The organism is Enterobacter sp. JH25 (assembly GCF_021725435.1).
In the GTDB taxonomy this organism is placed as follows: Bacteria; Pseudomonadota; Gammaproteobacteria; order Enterobacterales; family Enterobacteriaceae; genus Enterobacter; species Enterobacter intestinihominis.
In genome coordinates this window covers 448,767-465,287 of the sequence record NZ_CP091319.1, presented here as the reverse complement: position 1 = coordinate 465,287, position 16,521 = coordinate 448,767, and the positions used below count along the sequence as shown (strand labels likewise).

Genomic DNA, 16,521 nt, shown 5'->3' with positions numbered 1-16,521 from the left:
TTTTAACTACTACTGCATAGCACGTTGGTTAAGCCATCTCAGTTTGCAGACGCATAACCTGACGGTTGACTTCGGACATCACAGACAAGTGCTGTTTGTCCTTCACTTTCGGGATAAGGATTTTGCCCTTATCGAACTCAAAAGCGCCAACATCCTTGATATACAACCGTCCACGGAACAGGATCTTCACGTACTTCGCCACCTGAAGCGGGTTGTAGCGTTGGAAAATTTTCATTCTTGTATCTCCTGCGAATCATACGCCCTTGCGGTGCCACAATCGGCCCGACTGTCCTGAGCGCAAATTTTGATGCCCAATGACTATAGACCAGAACCTCGTACTTACCCAGTGTGCATAAGTTTATTTACCGTTTGATTACAATTATTCAGAATAATCTTTGCAAAGCGTGATACAGAGCAGTATATGCCGTCGTTTTTGCGTGGATATGTGCGTTCGCCCGCAAACTGGCATCGGGATTGCGGGAAAAGCCCATTGATCGCACTTATGATTAAAAGCGCATGACCAAGTGGTCGGATCACCTGCTCACAATAAGGAAACACCATGACCCTACGTAACCTCCTGGCAGCAGCTTGCCTGTTGCTGCCGCTGATGGCTTCCGCACACAACATTGAAAAAGGACAACGTGTCCCGCCGGTCGGCATTGCTGACCGGGGAGAATTGATTCTCGACAATGATAAGTTTAGCTACAAAGCCTGGAATAGCGCGCAGCTTGCGGGCAAAGTGAGAGTTGTACAGCATATTGCCGGACGTACATCCGCTAAAGAGAAAAACGCCACCCTCGTGGAAGCGATCAAGGCCGCAAAACTCCCGCACGATCGCTACCAGACCACCACCATCGTGAATACCGACGACGCGATTCCCGGCTCCGGGATGTTTGTGCGCTCAAGCCTTGAGAGCAATAAGAAGCTCTATCCCTGGTCGCAGTTTATTGTCGACAGCAACGGCGTGACGCGTAAGGCGTGGCAGCTGGAAGAAGAGAGTTCAGCGATTGTTGTGCTGGACAAAAACGGTCGCGTACAGTGGGTTAAGGACGGCGCGCTGACGCAGGATGAGGTGCAGCAGGTGGTTGCCCTGCTGCATAAGCTGCTGACTCAGTAAAGTGACACCCTGAAGCCAGGATTGAGGAATGACTCGCGCGGGGTGTAGTCCAGTGGCTTACCCTGCCAGTCATGCACATGCGCGCCAGCGGCCGCAGCCACCGCATGCCCTGCCGCCGTATCCCAGACGTTCGTCGGCCCGAAACGGGGGTACAACTGCGCCTGCCCTTCCGCCACCAGACAGAACTTCAGCGACGAGCCGATCGACGTCGTCTGGTGTTCGCCCAGCTGTTGCAGGTACTCCTCCAGCTCGCTGTCGCTGTGCGAGCGGCTGATCACCACCAGCGGAGGACGGGCATCTCGCACCTGGATCTGCTTACGCACGCCGCACTCTTCCTTCCAGGCTTTACCTTCCGCCGCGCTGTACATCACCTTCATCACCGGGGCATAAACCACGCCAAGCACCGCCTTTCCTTTTTCAATCAGGGCGATATTCACGGTAAATTCACCGTTACGCTTGATGAACTCTTTCGTGCCGTCCAGCGGGTCCACCAGCCAGTAACGCTGCCAGTGCTGACGTTCGTCCCAGCCCTGGGGCGCTTCTTCAGAAAGGACCGGAATATCCGGCGTCAGGGTCTGCAAACCTTTCAGGATCACCGTATGCGCCGCGATATCCGCCGCCGTCACCGGGGAGTCGTCCGCTTTGCTGACAACATCCATCGGTTTCGCACCGTCGTACACCTGCATAATGGCATCACCCGCATCCCGTGCGAGCTGACAAATTTGATCTAACATTCTCCACCTCTTCGTTAACGCAGTGGGCATAACTTATTGTTTTAGTTATATCGTAATGTGAACAATTCCGCTATCTGTGAAGCAATTCTGGTTTCAGCGTTCTTTTTTCTGGCAGCATTCACACTTCTGTAAGCAACAAATACTACATACATACTCTTTTGTGGCTTGGATCGAAAAAAGGACTCCTCAGATGATTAAGTTTAGCGCAACGCTCCTGGCAACGCTGATTGCGGCAAGCGTTCAGGCAGCGACGGTGGATCTCCGCATTCTGGAAACCACCGATCTGCACGGCAACATGATGGACTTCGATTACTACAAAGATACGCCTGTCGAAAAATTCGGACTGGTACGTACGGCAAGTTTGATCAACGCCGCCCGCGGTGAAGTGAAAAACAGCGTGCTGGTCGATAACGGGGACTTAATTCAGGGCAGCCCGCTCAGCGACTACATGGCGGCGAAGGGGCTGAAGAAAGGCGAGATCCATCCTGTTTATAAGGCAATGAATACGCTGGACTATGCCGTCGGCAACCTGGGCAACCACGAATTTAACTACGGCCTGAAATACCTGCACGATGCGCTGGCAGGAGCAAAATTCCCGTACGTTAATGCCAATATCATCGACGTTAAGACGAAAAAGCCGCTCTTTACCCCTTACCTGATTAAAGAGACCGAGGTTGTCGACCAGGATGGTAAAAAACAGACGCTGAAAATCGGCTATATCGGCTTTGTGCCGCCGCAGATTATGACGTGGGATAAAGCCAACCTCGACGGGAAAGTAACCGTCAACGACATTACCGAAACGGCGCGCAAATACGTGCCGGAGATGCGGGCGAAAGGCGCAGATGTGGTGGTCGTTGTGGCCCACTCTGGCCTCTCGGCCGACCCGTATCAGGCGATGGCTGAGAACTCCGTGTATTACCTCAGCCAGGTACCGGGCGTCGATGCGATCCTGTTTGGTCACGCCCACGCCGTCTTCCCGGGCAAAGATTTCGCCAGTATCAAAGGCGCGGACATCGAAAAAGGGACGCTCAACGGTGTGCCATCGGTGATGCCGGGCATGTGGGGCGACCACCTTGGCGTGGTAGATCTGGTGCTGAATAACGACAGCGGGAGCTGGAAAGTCACGCAGTCGAAAGCGGAAGCGCGTCCGATTTATGATGCCGCTGCAAAAAAATCCCTGGCCGAAGAAGATAAAAAGCTGGTCGACGTCCTGAAGCATGACCACGACGCAACGCGTGAATTTGTCAGCAAGCCGATCGGTAAATCGGCTGATAACATGTACAGCTTCCTCGCGCTGGTACAGGATGACCCGACCGTGCAGGTAGTCAACATGGCGCAGAAAGCCTATGCCGAGCACTATATTCAGGGCGATCCGGATCTGGCCAATCTGCCGGTTCTGTCTGCCGCGGCGCCATTCAAAGTGGGCGGGCGTAAGAACGATCCGGCCAGCTACGTTGAGGTGGAAAAAGGCCAGTTGACCTTCCGTAATGCCGCCGATCTCTACCTCTATCCCAACACCCTCGTGGTGGTGAAAGCCACCGGGAAAGAGGTGAAGGAGTGGCTGGAGTGCTCTGCCGGACAGTTCAACCAGATCGATCCGCACAGCAGCAAACCGCAGTCGCTGATAAACTGGGACGGTTTCCGCACCTACAACTTCGACGTGATCGACGGCGTGGAATATCAGATTGATGTAACCCAGCCCGCGAAATATGACGGCGAATGTCAGGCCATTAATCCGCAGGCAGAACGCATCAAACACCTGACCTTCAACGGCAAAGCGATTGATCCGAATGCCTCTTTCCTGGTGGTGACCAACAACTACCGCGCCTATGGCGGTAAGTTTGCCGGTACGGGTGACAGCCACATCGCCTTTGCCTCGCCGGATGAGAACCGTTCGGTGCTGGCGGCGTGGATTAGCGCGGAGTCGAAAAAAGCGGGTGAAATTCATCCGGCGGTGGATAACAACTGGCGTCTGGCGCCGATCCACAGCGACACGACGCTGGATATTCGCTTTGAGACATCACCGTCCGATAAAGCAGCCGCGTTTATCAAGGATAAGGCGCAGTATCCGATGAAACAGGTCGCGACGGATGATATTGGGTTCGCGATTTATCAGGTGGATTTGAGCAGGTAGCGATGATTGTGCCGGGTGGCGCTTGCGCTTACCCGGCCTACGGGATCGAGGATTGCGGGTAGGCCGGGTAAGGCGAAGCCGCCACCCGGCATTTCATGCCGCACGATCGTCCCGATTCGCCATCACCTTCGGCGTATTCACCTCAATCCAGTCAGCCAGCGCGGCCACCTTCTCGCTCACCTCCAGCCCCATCGGCGTCAGGCTATATTCCACGTGCGGCGGCACAACCGGATAAGAAACGCGATCGACAAACCCGTCCTGCTCCAGCGCCTGAAGCGATTGGGCCAGCATCTTCTCGCTCACACCGCCCAGCTTGCGGCGCAGATCGCTAAAACGATGCGTCCCCTGACGTAACGCCACCAGGATCAGCACGCCCCAGCGGCTGGTAACATGTTTGAGCACTTCCCGTGACGGGCACTGTTCTGCGAAGAGATTGCCATCGCGCATTTGCTCGCTGAGCGTCGGTATCGGTGTTTTCATACTTACCTTTTTGTGCGTACTTACTAAAAGTTAGTTATGGTGATAGTGTGCCACAACACCAGACAAACACGAAGGAGATTCATCATGATCGCGATTACCGGCGCAACCGGCCAGCTTGGCCAACACGTTATTGAAGAACTGCTGAAAACCGTTCCGGCCAGCCAGATCGTGGCTATTGTGCGTAACCCGGCAAAAGCCGACGCCTTAAGCCAGCGGGGAATTGTGGTACGTCAGGCGGACTATACCGACCAGGCCGCGTTCACCACCGCCCTGAACGGCGTGGATAAGCTGCTGCTTATCTCCTCCAGCGAAGTGGGCCAGCGCGCCGCACAGCATCAGAACGTGATTAACGCCGCCAAAGCCGCCGGGGTGAAACTTATCGCCTACACCAGCCTGCTGCATGCGGATACCTCCCCGCTGGGTCTGCACGTTGAGCACGTCGAAACCGAAAATGCACTGGCGGCTTCAGGCGTGCCTTACGCCCTGCTGCGCAACGGCTGGTACACCGAAAACTACCTGGCAAGCGCGCCGCCAGCGCTGGAACACGGCGTATTCATAGGTGCCGCAGGCGAAGGCAAAATTGCCTCTGCGACCCGTGCGGATTACGCGGCGGCTGCGGCAAAAGTGATTTCTGAAGAGGGTCACGCCGGCAAGGTGTATGAACTGGCAGGTGACAATGCCTGGACGCTGAGCGAACTAGCTGCGGAGCTTAGCAAGCAGAGCGGTAAGCCGGTAACGTATCAGAACCTCAGCGAAGCCGATTATGCCGCCGCACTGAAAGGCGTTGGTCTGCCTGCCGGGCTGGCGGAGATGCTGGCGGATTCCGATACCGGCGCGTCCAAAGGCGGCCTGTTTGACGACAGCCGTACCCTGAGCAAACTGATTGGCCGTCCGACCACGCCGCTGGCGGAGAGCATCAAAGCCATTCTGTAATTGTTAAGAATTGGTTATTTTTTGTGGCATCCCTTCGGGTCATCTCGGATAATGAAGCGATGACCCACAAGGAGGCTCACCGTGCAAGGCGTACCGGAACAGTTTACTGATGAGAGAGACAGCGCGCGCTTTCGCCATCTGGCGCAGTTGCCGGGTCTGGAGCTATATCACGCGCATATTGCTGACTACGCCTTTGAGCCTCACACGCATGAAGCCTTCGGTATCGGCACCATTGAAACCGGCGCCGAACGCTTCCGTTACCGCGGAACCCAACACTTAGCCGCTGAAAAATCGGTCGTGACCATGAACCCGGACGAGATCCACACGGGCGAATCTGCCACCGAAGGCGGCTGGCGCTACCGGATGGTCTATATCGAACCCGACCTGCTGGAAGAAGTCACCGGCCTTCGCCACTGGTGGTTTAGCGACGTGACCCGCCACGACCCGCTGCGCTCGCAGCAAATTGGACAGCTGATTTACGGCCTTTGGCATACGAACGATGCGCTGGCACAAAAAGGGTTGCTGCTGGATCTGATTGAGACGTTCCAGCCGCTGGCCCGTCACGCGCCGGTAGCCCGGGAGGGCGCGCACCGCTTCGAGCGCGTTCGCGACTATCTGCACGACAACTATATGCGCGCGCTCACCCTGGACGAACTGGCGAACGTTGTGTCGCTCAGTCCGCACCATTTCCAGCGCCAGTTTAAGGCCCATTTTCACGTCACCCCACACCAGATGCTGATGGCCATCCGGCTGTGGCGCGCCAAAGCATTCCTCACCCACGGCATGCCTGCCGCCGAGGTGGCCGCCGCAACGGGGCTGACCGATCAGTCTCACCTGACCCGCGCCTTTACCCGCCGCTACGGCATTACGCCCGTGCGTTACCAGAAGCAGGTTTCGCCGCGCTAATGCGCAACCTCATACAATACGCGTGCATCTGTGCCTCCTACACTGGCTACAACATGTATTACTGTGGACGAAAAGATGATTAGCGGCGTGTTGTATGCCCTGCTTGCAGGGTTGATGTGGGGGCTGATTTTCGTCGGCCCGCTGATTGTGCCGGAGTACCCGGCAATATTGCAGTCGACCGGACGCTATCTGGCGCTGGGGCTTATTGCCGTGCCGCTGGCATGGCTGGGGCGTGCGCGTCTGCGCCAGCTGAGTCGCCAGGACTGGCTCACCGCGCTGTGGCTGACCATGATGGGTAATCTTATCTACTACGTCTGCCTGGCGAGCGCCATTCAGCGTACCGGTGCGCCGGTGTCGACCATGATTATCGGCACGCTGCCGGTGGTCATTCCGGTTTTCGCAAACCTGCTTTATAGCCAGCGTGACGGGAAACTGGCGTGGTCAAAGATGGTGCCTGCGCTGGTATGCATCGCCGTGGGGCTGGTGTGCGTGAATATTGCCGAGCTACGCCACGGCCTCGAAAACTTCAGCTTGTGGCGTTACGGTTCTGGGATCTTTCTGGCGGTTATTTCGGTTGTCTGCTGGGCCTGGTATGCCCTGCGCAACGCACGCTGGCTGCGGGAAAACCCGGATAAGCATCCGATGATGTGGGCGACGGCGCAGGCGCTGGTCACGCTTCCTGTCTCGTTGCTGGGCTATGTGGGCGCGTGTGTCTGGCTGGGTAGCCAGCAACCGGCATTTACCCTGCCCTTCGGACCGCGCCCGTGGATATTCGTCGGGCTAATGGTCGCCATTGCCGTGCTCTGTTCGTGGGTTGGCGCACTGTGCTGGAACATTGCCAGCCAGAAGCTGCCGACGGTGATACTGGGGCCGCTGATTGTCTTTGAAACGCTGGCCGGGCTGCTCTATACCTTCCTGATGCGCCAGAGCGTGCCGCCGCTGCTAACGGCCTGCGGGATCGCGCTGCTGGTCGTTGGGGTGGTGATTGCGGTGAGAGCGAAGCCGGAAAAACCGATGGTCGTTCCGGCGTCGGAGGGGTGAGCTTTTCGACCAGCGGCGCTTAGCTTGCAGGGCCTACAAAACCGTAGGCCGGGTAAGCGTCAGCGCCACCCGGCACAGTATCAGAACGTTTCCCAGTTCGCTTCAGACGCCGCTACGGGCTGCGCTTTAGGTACATAGGTCTTTACCGGCGCGGCTTTCACCGCCTGGTTACGGGTGATCTTAAACACCGCCACCGCGTCGTTCAGGCGCGCGGCCTGATCTTCCAGCGCCGCCGCCGCCGCCGCAGACTCCTCCACCAGCGAGGCGTTCTGCTGGGTAACGCGATCCATCTCCGCCACCGCCTGGCCCACCTGGTCGATACCGCGGCTCTGTTCGTCGGAGGCCGACGCAATCTCACCCATGATGTCCGTCACGCGCGTAACTGCATTAACGATCTCTGCCATCGTCGCGCCCGCTTCATTTACCAGCTGAGAGCCCGCGTTAACGCGCTCGCCGGAATCATCGATCAGGGCTTTGATCTCTTTCGCCGCCTGAGCGCTGCGCTGGGCAAGGGTACGCACCTCACCCGCGACAACCGCGAAGCCACGCCCCTGCTCGCCCGCACGCGCCGCTTCTACCGCCGCGTTCAGCGCCAGAATATTGGTCTGGAAAGCAATGCCATCGATTACGTTGGTAATTTGCGCAATTTTGCTGGAACTGGTGGCGATTTCGTCCATGGTGCGCACCACGCCTTCTACCACGTTTCCGCCCTTCTTCGCGGTGGAGGAGGCGTCCAGCGCCAGACGCGACGCCTGACGCGCGTTATCGGCGTTTTGCTTCACGGTGGCAGTCAGCTGTTCCATGCTGGCTGCCGTCTCTTCCAGAGAAGCGGCCTGCTGCTCGGTGCGAGACGAGAGATCGTTGCTGCCCGCCGAGATTTCACCCGCGCCGGTGTAGATGGTATCTGCGCCTTCACGCACCACGCCCACCGTGTTGGCCAGCGCGGTCTGCATCTCTTGGACGTTGCGCGCCAGGATTGCCATTTCGTTTTTACCCTCAGCCTGAATCGGCTGGGTTAAATCCCCTGCCGCAATGGCGCGGATATGGCTGATCACCTCTTCCAGCGGCAGCAGCAGCACGCGGCGCATCGCAATCCAGCTGGAAATAATCACCGCGATCACCAGCAGCATCACCGCAGAGAGGATCCACAGAATGCGTTTGTAGTCGCTTTCATTGTCTTTGATGCCTTTGTCGGTGAGCGCGGCCTGCGCCTCGCGCCATTCGCGATAGACCTTTTGCATCGCGGTCTGCTTCTGTTCGGCATTTTGTTTGAACATATCCTCCAGATTGCCCTGCCCCAGCAGAACGTTCATTTGCGTCAGCGTGGCGGAGTAGATGCGGTAGTGCTCTTCCAGCCTGTCGGCCAGGTGCTCGTCCATACCCGGCGTTTCCGGCAGCGCGTAATATTTATCGTAATGTGTCTGGGCATCAGCCAGCAGGTTTTTCGCGGTATTGACCAGCTCGTTCAGCTGCCCGCCGTTAATCTGCGACGCCATGCTGCTTTGCAGACGCAGCATGCCGCGGTTAAGGGTGACACGCGCCTGATTCAGGCTGATCCAGGCGTCGGTAAACTCCGCGACGTTCTGGCTGGAAAGCTGAGAAACGGTGAAGTTCTCTTTGTCGTTATTGAGCGCATTAATGAAAATGCCGGCGGAGATCAGTTGCATGATGCCGAGCACAAGCAGCACCGAAATCAAAAGAGTAATGACTTTTATACGTTTAAACATGCGTTGCCTTTTTTATATACAGGTATTGTCTGACCTGTATCTATCGGCACGCGCGGCAGGTTGTTTACTGTTTCTCCACCTTTAAAAACTTTCGAAAGCCCTTTTCTGCATTCAATCAGCAAGTTAAAAGCACGATTTTTTTGTGATCCCCTTCTCATTTTTACCCTTGCCTCTAAAGGGTTATAGTATCCACATAAAGATGCATTTAAAATGCATCTTATATTCCTGATGATGAGGTAACTGCTATGGCCTTCCGCGACCAACCCTTAGGCGAGCTGGCGCTCTCCATCCCTCGCGCTTCAGCGCTGTTCCGTAAATACGATATGGATTACTGCTGCGGCGGTAAGCAAACGCTGGCGCGCGCAGCGTCGCGTAAAGAGCTGGATGTAGAAGCTATCGAAGCGGAGCTGGCTAAGCTGGCAGAACAGCCTGTCGACAAAGACTGGCGCACCGCGCCGCTGGCTGAAATCATCGACCATATCATTGTGCGTTACCACGACCGTCACCGCGAACAGCTGCCGGAGCTGATTTTACAGGCCACCAAAGTTGAGCGCGTTCACGCCGATAAACCTTCCGTACCGCGCGGCCTGGCGAAATACCTGACCATGCTGCACGAAGAACTATCCAGCCACATGATGAAAGAGGAGCAGATCCTCTTCCCGATGATCAAACAGGGCATGGGCAGCCAGGCAATGGGGCCAATCAGCGTGATGGAAAGCGAACATGATGACGCCGGCGAACTGCTGGAAGTGATCAAACACACCACCCACAATGTCACACCGCCACCAGAGGCGTGCACCACCTGGAAAGCGATGTACAACGGCATCAACGAGATGATCGACGATCTGATGGAACACATCAGTCTTGAGAATAACGTTCTGTTCCCGCGTGCATTATCGGGTAGATAAAAAAGCCCGGTGGCGCTAGCGCTTACCGGGCCTACAACGTCCTCGAACGTAGGCCGGGTAAGCGTCAGCGCCACCCGGCAACATGCTTAACGCATGCCTGCCATCCGTTTCTTACCGATAAACAGCCAGCCCAGCCCCAGCGCGATAAACCACAGCGGCGTGACGATGAGCGCCTGACGGGTATCTTCTTCCAGCGTCAGTAGCACCAGCACGAAGACGAAGAACGCCATGCACACCCAGCACATCAGCTTGCCCAGTGGCATCTTGTAGATCGACTTCTCATGCAGATGTGGACGCTGTTTGCGGTACACCAGGTATGAGCAGAGGATGATGGTCCAGACGAACATAAACAGGATCGCCGACACCGTGGTGATCATGGTGAACGCGCCGATTACGCTCGGGTTAACGTAGAGCATCACCACACCGCCCAGCAGACAGATGCAGGAGAAGGTCAGCCCTTTCGCCGGTACCGCACGTTTAGACAGTTTGGCGAACGCGCTCGGGGCAACGCCCTCCTGCGCCAGACCAAACAGCATACGGCTGGTGGAGAAGACGCCGCTGTTCGCGGAAGAGGCCGCAGAGGTCAGCACCACGAAGTTAATCAGGCTCGCGGCAGCAGGCAGCCCCACCAGAACGAACAGCTCGACGAACGGGCTCTTGGTTGGCACTACTGAGCTCCATGGCGTCACGGACATAATGATGATCAGCGCGAACACGTAGAACATGATGATACGCAGCGGAATGGAGTTGATCGCGCGCGGCAGGGATTTCTCCGGATCTTTAGTTTCCGCCGCCGTGGTCCCCACCAGCTCAATCCCGACAAACGCGAACACCGCAATCTGGAAACCGGCGAAGAAGCCGCTGATGCCTTTCGGGAACCAGCCGCCATCATTCCACAGATGGGCAAACGAGGCCTGAACGCCAGTTGGCGACTGGAAGTGCGTCAGCACCATTACCAGCCCGACGACAATCAGCGCGATGATGGCGACGATTTTGATCATCGCGAACCAGAACTCCATCTCACCGAACATTTTAACGGTCGCGAGGTTGAGGCTCAGCAGCAGGACAATCACCGCCAGCGAGGCCACCCAGTCCGACAGGCCGGGGAACCAGAATTGGGCGTAAGCCGTAATAGCGACAACATCCGCCATGCCGGTAACCACCCAGCAGAACCAGTAGGTCCAGCCGGTAAAATAGCCCGCCCACGGGCCAAGCAGGTCTGAAGCGAAGTCGCTGAAGGATTTGTATTCGAGGTTCGAGAGCAGCAATTCACCCATTGCACGCATCACGAAAAAGAGCATAAAACCGATGATCATATAAACGAAGATGATCGACGGGCCTGCAAGACTGATAGTTTTGCCCGAGCCCATAAATAGCCCTGTGCCGATGGCGCCGCCAATGGCAATGAGCTGAATGTGACGGTTCGTGAGATTTCGCCGTAGCGACTGTTCAGACGTCGCCTCTTCTGCGGCGGCGACTTTGACCTGATCTACCATGTGATATTTTCCTGTTTATGCCTGTCTGTGTTGTTAAGGCTCTTCTGGCCTTTAAATACGCCAAAAAAAATGACGTTCCCTTTATAAGGGCTTATCGATAGTAGGTAAGAATCGGCGGGATGAATACTATGATTTGAATATTATGTTAATAATATGTTGAAAGTGAGTGTCATATCACTCATACAGCGCGAAACAGCTCACAAAAATACACGTAACAGTTTCGTTTGCAATACAAAATGTTGATTCCGTCGTAACTCCAGGTTTTATCGCTATTTTCCTCTCCCCGACTGGAGAGAGGAAAATAAGAAAAACAGATTACAGGATTTCCAGCAGCTCGACTTCAAACACCAGGGTGCTGAATGGCGGAATGGACGCGCCAGCGCCACGCTCGCCGTATGCCAGGTTGTGCGGGATAGTCAGTTCCCATTTTGAACCTACTGGCATCAGGGTCAGGGCTTCGATCCAGCCTGCAATCACGCCGTTGACCGGGAATTCAGCCGGTTCGCCACGCGCGACGGAGCTGTCGAACACGGTGCCGTCGATCAGCTTACCGGTGTAGTGTACGCGAACGTGGTCGGTACGCGCCGGGATTGCGCCATCACCCTGATTGATTACGCGGAACTGCAAGCCGGACTCGGTGCTGTTCACGCCTTCACGCTCACGGTTCTCTTCCAGATATTTCACGCCTTCTGCCGCCATCTCTTCGAAACGCGCGCGACGTACAGTGTCAGCACGTTCGTGGATTTCACGCAGCGCACGGTGCACAACGTCAACCGGCACAGCGGGCTGCTTGCCTTCCAGCGCGTCAGCGATACCCGCCACCAGCGCTTCCGGTAACAGACCTTCCAGGCCGGATTCGCTCAGCTGCTGTCCTACCTGCAAGCCGATGCCGTAGCTTGCCTGCGCTTCGATAGTGTCAAAAGTCGGGGTGGTCATGGGTTTTCCTTCCATCACATTTAAAGTAGCGGGCAGCATATCAGCCATGCCCTTATGGGTAAAACTTTGTCTTAAGTAAAGGTGACAAACTGCGACGAAACGGAAACAATAGTAGCCGTCAGGATTTTCCCTAATATATGTCACGAAAGCTGGCTTTGTTACACCCATCAGGCAGTTAGCAAACTACACTTCTCAGGACAGGATAAAAAGACGCGGAGCAGGAGGAGAGCCATGCCCGGGCGATTTGAACTGAAACCTACCCTGGCGAAAATCTGGCATGCGCCGGATAACTTTCGCATCATGGACCCGCTGCCGCCTTTGCACCGCAGAGGCATTATCATCGGCGCGATGCTGATGGTCATCGGTTTCCTGCTTCCTTCCGGCAGTGACAACGTTGATACCGGTCCGGTAAGCCGCAATGCTGAGCTGGATATCCAGTCGCAAAGCCAGCCGCAGCCTGATTCACAGCCGATGCAGACGCAACTGGTCACACCGTCTAACGATCCGGGCCAGGTTGCGCCGGTTGAACCTGAACCTGTTCAGGAAGATCAGGAGCAGGCCGCCGCCCCTTCAGAGCCACAGGCGCAACAGCCCACCGGCATTGAGCAGCAGTGGCGTTCGTATCGCGTAGAGCCAGGGAAAACCCTTGCTCAGCTGTTCCGCGACCACAATCTGCCGGCAACGGATGTGTATGCCATGGCGCAAGTCGAGGGGGCTGGCAAGCCGCTCAGCAACCTGCAAAATGGTCAGATGGTGCAGATCCGCCAGAATGCCAGTGGGGTGGTGACCGGGTTAACGATCGATACCGGAAACGGGCAGCAGGTACTGTTTACCCGCCAGCCGGACGGCAGTTTTATCAGAGCACGTTAATAGCCCAGGCCGGGTAAGGCGAAGCCGCCCCCCGGCACTTTTGTTCTCAGGCACGACGTTTATTCACCCACCAGATCCCCGAGCAGACTAGCACCAGCGCAATCGCGTATTTGATGTCCAGAATGTCTTCGCCGAGGAATATGGCGGAGAGCACCGTTCCTGCTACAGGTATGACAAAGTTGAACGGGGCAATCATACTCACGCGGTTCACTTTCAGCAGCGCGCTCCACAGGGCGAACGCCACGGATGAGAGCAGCGTCAGATACCCCAGTACGGCGACGGCCTTCATGCTGTGCACCTCCAGCGCCCCGCCCGTGGCATAGCCTCCCACAACCAGTGCCGCCCCGCCTATCGCCAGCTGCCATCCCGTCATCACCGTCGGGTCAACGGTCTGGGAAATGCGTTTCCCGTAAAGCGTGGCCGCAGAGAGAATAAAGGCCGCCAGCACCACAAATCCGTCACCTTGCCAGACAAACTGGAAATCACTTAACCCGCCGTGGAAGTTCACCAGCATCACGCCGGTAAAGCCCAGAACACAGCCCAGCGTTTTGTTATAGCTGAGTTTGTCGTTGTGGTAGATAAAGTGCGCCAGCAGCACGCTGAAGAAGGTCCCGGTGGCATTCATGATCGAGCCGTTCACCCCGGTGGTGTAAGCAAGGCCGATATAAAAGAAGGTGTACTGGATGGTGGTCTGGGTCAGCCCGAGGATCGTGAGCTGACCAAACTGCGTGGGTGTGAGCCTGGCAATCGGTTTACGCTGGGCCAGGGCAAAGAGCAGCAGCAACGCACCGGCAAACAGAAAACGGTATCCGGCAAAGACGACTTTGGACGGAATATCATCGGTCGCGATCTGGAAGAGTTCGTAGCCGCTTTTAATGGCCGGGTATGAGCTTCCCCAAAGCAGACAGCAGAGCGTGGCGCAGGCATAGGCCACATTTCGACGGGCAAAGACGGGCGTGGGCAGAGCGGTATCCATGACAAATCTCATAAATAAAATTGCGTTTCAATTTATTATCAGAGAATGCATCAGGAATAGCGACCTTACAATCGCAAAACATGACGTAGGGTCACGCTAAAAAGCAAAACGCCGGCACAAGGCCGGCGCTTCGACGTGAGCAGAGTAAAAAATTACTCAGCTACTACGTTAACAACCAGTTTAGCGAACACTTCGCTGTGAACCTGGAAGTCAACTTCGTGCTCACCAGTGGTACGCAGAACGCCGTTCGGCATGCGAACTTCGCTCTTAGCCACTTTAACGCCTGCTGCAGTGACTGCATCAGCGATATCGCGGGTACCGATGGAACCGAACAGTTTACCTTCATCGCCAGCTTTAGACGCGATGGTAACGGTGCCCAGTGCGTTGATTGCTTCAGCGCGAGCGTTAGCAGCCGCCAGAACGTCAGCCAGTTTGGCTTCCAGTTCAGCACGACGTGCTTCGAAAAACTCTACGTTTTTCTTAGTAGCTGGAACAGCTTTACCCTGTGGTACCAGGAAGTTACGAGCGTAACCCGCTTTAACGTTTACCTGATCACCCAGGCTGCCCAGGTTTGCTACTTTATCAAGCAGAATAACTTGCATTACCTTATCCTCTTAAAGTCGTATTAATGGACCGTGCCCGATTACTGATGACGATCAGTGTACGGCAGCAGAGACAGGTAGCGAGCGCGTTTGATAGCGCGAGCCAGCTGACGCTGATATTTTGCACGAGTACCGGTGATACGGCTTGGGACAATCTTACCGCTTTCGGTGATGTAGTTTTTCAGCGTTGCGATATCTTTATAGTCGATCTCTTGAACGCCTTCCGCGGTGAAACGGCAGAACTTGCGACGACGGAAATAACGTGCCATTTGGCTAGTCTCCAGTATCTATCAAATCAATCTGCTCGGCATGCAGAACCATTTTGCTCAGGCCGTTCTTTGCCTTGTGGCAAGAGATGAACCCCTGAACGATTACTGCACTACCGACCGTTAAACTGTGAGTAATGGCCTGGTTTTCGTGTCCGCTAATGATAACGGGCATTTGGCACCACGCCTGCCGGTGAAACCCGGCTTCCTCTTGCACAGAACGATGCTCAAGCACGAACTGGCAATGCGGAATTCCTGATGGGCTGACCTTTCGAAGGGGGGTCCTGCACACGGTGCCGGACAACACCAGACGGTTGGTCATCAGAAATTACTCTTCAGAATCCCCAGCATCAGAATCATCTGCGGTTTCGTTTGCGAAATCATCGCGACGCTCACGGCGCTCGTCTTTCGCTTTAACCATCGGAGATGCTTCGGTCACTGCGTTTTTGGTACGCATAACCATGCTGCGGATAACGGCATCGTTGAAGCGGAAGGTAGTTTCCAGCTCATCAATCACTTCCTGCGGCGCTTCAACGTTCATCAGAACGTAGTGAGCTTTGTGCAGTTTGTTGATTGGGTAAGCCAGCTGACGGCGGCCCCAGTCTTCCAGACGGTGGATCGTGCCTTCTGCACCAGTGATGGCAGCAGAGTAACGCTCGATCATACCCGGAACCTGTTCGCTCTGGTCAGGATGGACCATAAAAACGATTTCGTAATGACGCATCGAATTGCTCCTTACGGATTATTCAGCCTCCTGTCTGGGTCAGCCGAGGCCCGGGGAGGCAAGGAACGTGTTAAAGGTCGGCTGAAAAATTGACGCGTCATAATACTTGCGCGCCCCGCTAAACACAAGGTGATTGCACAAATAATTCGCACAAAGGGTAAAGCTGTTCTAAGTGGGTGATTTAAAATCTCACTTATCAGAAACGCTGTTTTTTTGAACAACACCATCAGAAATGGTCACCCATCGCAACCCGAGTAGCGATTACACTTTAATCAGAAGCCTTAAACAGAGAAGGAGAGCATTACCCCATATCACAGCACGCAGTCGTGGAGCGCATATCATGAAAAGAATCGCATTCGCCATTTTGGCTGCGCTTTTGCTCAGTGCAAACGCGATGGCAGCCATCAAGATAGACAGCCGACAGGCCAGAAACATGGATGATGTGCAGAGCTTAGGCGTTATTTACATCAATCATAACTTCGCCACTGAAAGTGAAGCAGATCAGGCGCTTAATGAAGAAACCGATGCGCAGGGCGCAAAATACTATCACGTCATACTGACATGTGAGCCCGGCAGCAACGGCAATATGCGCGCCAGTGCAGATATTTACCAGTAACGCTTTATCGCCGCACCAGGAAAGCCAACGAAAATCATAGCTATATATGATTGCC

19 protein-coding genes are annotated in these 16,521 nt (G+C 55.5%); 8 read left to right on the top strand and 11 right to left on the bottom strand.

The window, feature by feature from the left end:
• Positions 1-28: 28 nt before the first annotated feature.
• Complete coding sequence (locus tag L2Y28_RS02260; protein WP_003856054.1) at positions 29-235, bottom strand: DUF1107 domain-containing protein; 207 nt, start codon at positions 233-235, stop codon at positions 29-31.
• A 324-nt stretch (positions 236-559) separates the two neighbouring features.
• Between L2Y28_RS02260 and L2Y28_RS02255 the strand changes: the two genes are divergently transcribed.
• On the top strand, positions 560-1,117 hold the full coding sequence (locus L2Y28_RS02255) for a YtfJ family protein (RefSeq protein ID WP_017383934.1): 558 nt from the start codon (positions 560-562) through the stop codon (positions 1,115-1,117).
• Here the strand turns inward: L2Y28_RS02255 and cysQ are convergent.
• Positions 1,111-1,851: a 3'(2'),5'-bisphosphate nucleotidase CysQ gene (gene cysQ, locus L2Y28_RS02250; protein ID WP_022646848.1), complete on the bottom strand. Its 741-nt coding sequence runs from the start codon at positions 1,849-1,851 to the stop codon at positions 1,111-1,113. The two genes, L2Y28_RS02255 and cysQ, sit on opposite strands and share 7 nt — an antisense overlap.
• 190 nt (positions 1,852-2,041) lie before the next feature.
• On the opposite strand from cysQ, the gene L2Y28_RS02245 reads away from it, so the two are divergent.
• A complete protein-coding gene (locus tag L2Y28_RS02245) occupies positions 2,042-3,985 on the top strand; it encodes a bifunctional 2',3'-cyclic-nucleotide 2'-phosphodiesterase/3'-nucleotidase (RefSeq protein WP_022646847.1) in 1,944 nt (647 codons plus the stop codon).
• Between the two features lie 93 nt (positions 3,986-4,078).
• On the opposite strand, the gene L2Y28_RS02240 is transcribed toward L2Y28_RS02245, so the two are convergent.
• Positions 4,079-4,465, bottom strand: coding sequence for a helix-turn-helix domain-containing protein (locus L2Y28_RS02240; RefSeq protein ID WP_022646846.1), 387 nt, complete (start codon positions 4,463-4,465; stop codon positions 4,079-4,081).
• 84 nt (positions 4,466-4,549) lie between these two features.
• Here L2Y28_RS02240 and L2Y28_RS02235 point away from each other — a divergent pair, with 84 nt between their 5' ends.
• The 3 genes from L2Y28_RS02235 (at position 4,550) to L2Y28_RS02225 (ending at position 7,345) form a co-directional block, all read left to right on the top strand.
• Complete coding sequence (locus L2Y28_RS02235) at positions 4,550-5,398, top strand: SDR family oxidoreductase (protein WP_022646845.1); 849 nt, start codon at positions 4,550-4,552, stop codon at positions 5,396-5,398.
• Positions 5,399-5,479: 81 nt separating this feature from the next.
• Complete coding sequence (locus L2Y28_RS02230) at positions 5,480-6,304, top strand: AraC family transcriptional regulator (protein ID WP_022646844.1); 825 nt, start codon at positions 5,480-5,482, stop codon at positions 6,302-6,304.
• Positions 6,305-6,379: 75 nt separating this feature from the next.
• On the top strand, positions 6,380-7,345 hold the full coding sequence (locus L2Y28_RS02225; protein WP_022646843.1) for a DMT family transporter: 966 nt from the start codon (positions 6,380-6,382) through the stop codon (positions 7,343-7,345).
• An 80-nt stretch (positions 7,346-7,425) separates the two neighbouring features.
• Here L2Y28_RS02225 and L2Y28_RS02220 read toward each other — a convergent pair whose 3' ends face one another.
• Complete coding sequence (locus L2Y28_RS02220) at positions 7,426-9,072, bottom strand: methyl-accepting chemotaxis protein (protein WP_022646842.1); 1,647 nt, start codon at positions 9,070-9,072, stop codon at positions 7,426-7,428.
• A gap of 245 nt (positions 9,073-9,317) precedes the next feature.
• Between L2Y28_RS02220 and ytfE the strand changes: the two genes are divergently transcribed.
• On the top strand, positions 9,318-9,980 hold the full coding sequence (ytfE, locus tag L2Y28_RS02215) for an iron-sulfur cluster repair protein YtfE (protein WP_022646841.1): 663 nt from the start codon (positions 9,318-9,320) through the stop codon (positions 9,978-9,980).
• 86 nt (positions 9,981-10,066) lie between these two features.
• Here the strand turns inward: ytfE and cycA are convergent, their stop codons facing one another.
• Positions 10,067-11,476 carry a D-serine/D-alanine/glycine transporter gene (gene cycA, locus L2Y28_RS02210; RefSeq protein ID WP_022646840.1) on the bottom strand — a complete coding sequence of 470 codons (1,410 nt, stop codon included), beginning with the start codon at positions 11,474-11,476 and terminating at the stop codon, positions 10,067-10,069.
• Positions 11,477-11,791: 315 nt separating this feature from the next.
• Entirely contained in the window at positions 11,792-12,412 is a 621-nt protein-coding gene (fklB, locus tag L2Y28_RS02205; RefSeq protein ID WP_022646839.1) for an FKBP-type peptidyl-prolyl cis-trans isomerase, read from the bottom strand.
• Between the two features lie 231 nt (positions 12,413-12,643).
• Between fklB and L2Y28_RS02200 the strand changes: the two genes are divergently transcribed.
• Positions 12,644-13,282, top strand: a complete 639-nt coding sequence (locus L2Y28_RS02200; protein WP_022646838.1) for an OapA family protein — start codon at positions 12,644-12,646, stop codon at positions 13,280-13,282.
• A 46-nt stretch (positions 13,283-13,328) separates the two neighbouring features.
• On the opposite strand, the gene L2Y28_RS02195 is transcribed toward L2Y28_RS02200, so the two are convergent.
• The 5 genes from L2Y28_RS02195 to rpsF all read right to left on the bottom strand — a co-directional run bounded on the left by L2Y28_RS02195 (position 13,329) and on the right by rpsF (position 15,850).
• Complete coding sequence (locus L2Y28_RS02195; protein ID WP_022646837.1) at positions 13,329-14,258, bottom strand: DMT family transporter; 930 nt, start codon at positions 14,256-14,258, stop codon at positions 13,329-13,331.
• A 152-nt stretch (positions 14,259-14,410) separates the two neighbouring features.
• Positions 14,411-14,860 carry a 50S ribosomal protein L9 gene (rplI, locus tag L2Y28_RS02190; RefSeq protein ID WP_006810372.1) on the bottom strand — a complete coding sequence of 150 codons (450 nt, stop codon included), beginning with the start codon at positions 14,858-14,860 and terminating at the stop codon, positions 14,411-14,413.
• Positions 14,861-14,901: 41 nt separating this feature from the next.
• Positions 14,902-15,129, bottom strand: a complete 228-nt coding sequence (gene rpsR / locus L2Y28_RS02185) for a 30S ribosomal protein S18 (RefSeq protein WP_000135199.1) — start codon at positions 15,127-15,129, stop codon at positions 14,902-14,904.
• A 4-nt stretch (positions 15,130-15,133) separates the two neighbouring features.
• Positions 15,134-15,448, bottom strand: coding sequence for a primosomal replication protein N (gene priB / locus L2Y28_RS02180; protein ID WP_022646836.1), 315 nt, complete (start codon positions 15,446-15,448; stop codon positions 15,134-15,136).
• 6 nt (positions 15,449-15,454) lie between these two features.
• Entirely contained in the window at positions 15,455-15,850 is a 396-nt protein-coding gene (rpsF, locus tag L2Y28_RS02175; protein WP_014068637.1) for a 30S ribosomal protein S6, read from the bottom strand.
• A gap of 340 nt (positions 15,851-16,190) precedes the next feature.
• On the opposite strand from rpsF, the gene yjfY reads away from it, so the two are divergent.
• The gene (gene yjfY, locus L2Y28_RS02170) at positions 16,191-16,466 is read left to right on the top strand and encodes a DUF1471 family protein YjfY (protein WP_022646835.1); all 276 of its coding nucleotides are present in this window, start codon (positions 16,191-16,193) and stop codon (positions 16,464-16,466) included.
• Positions 16,467-16,521 lie beyond the last annotated feature (55 nt).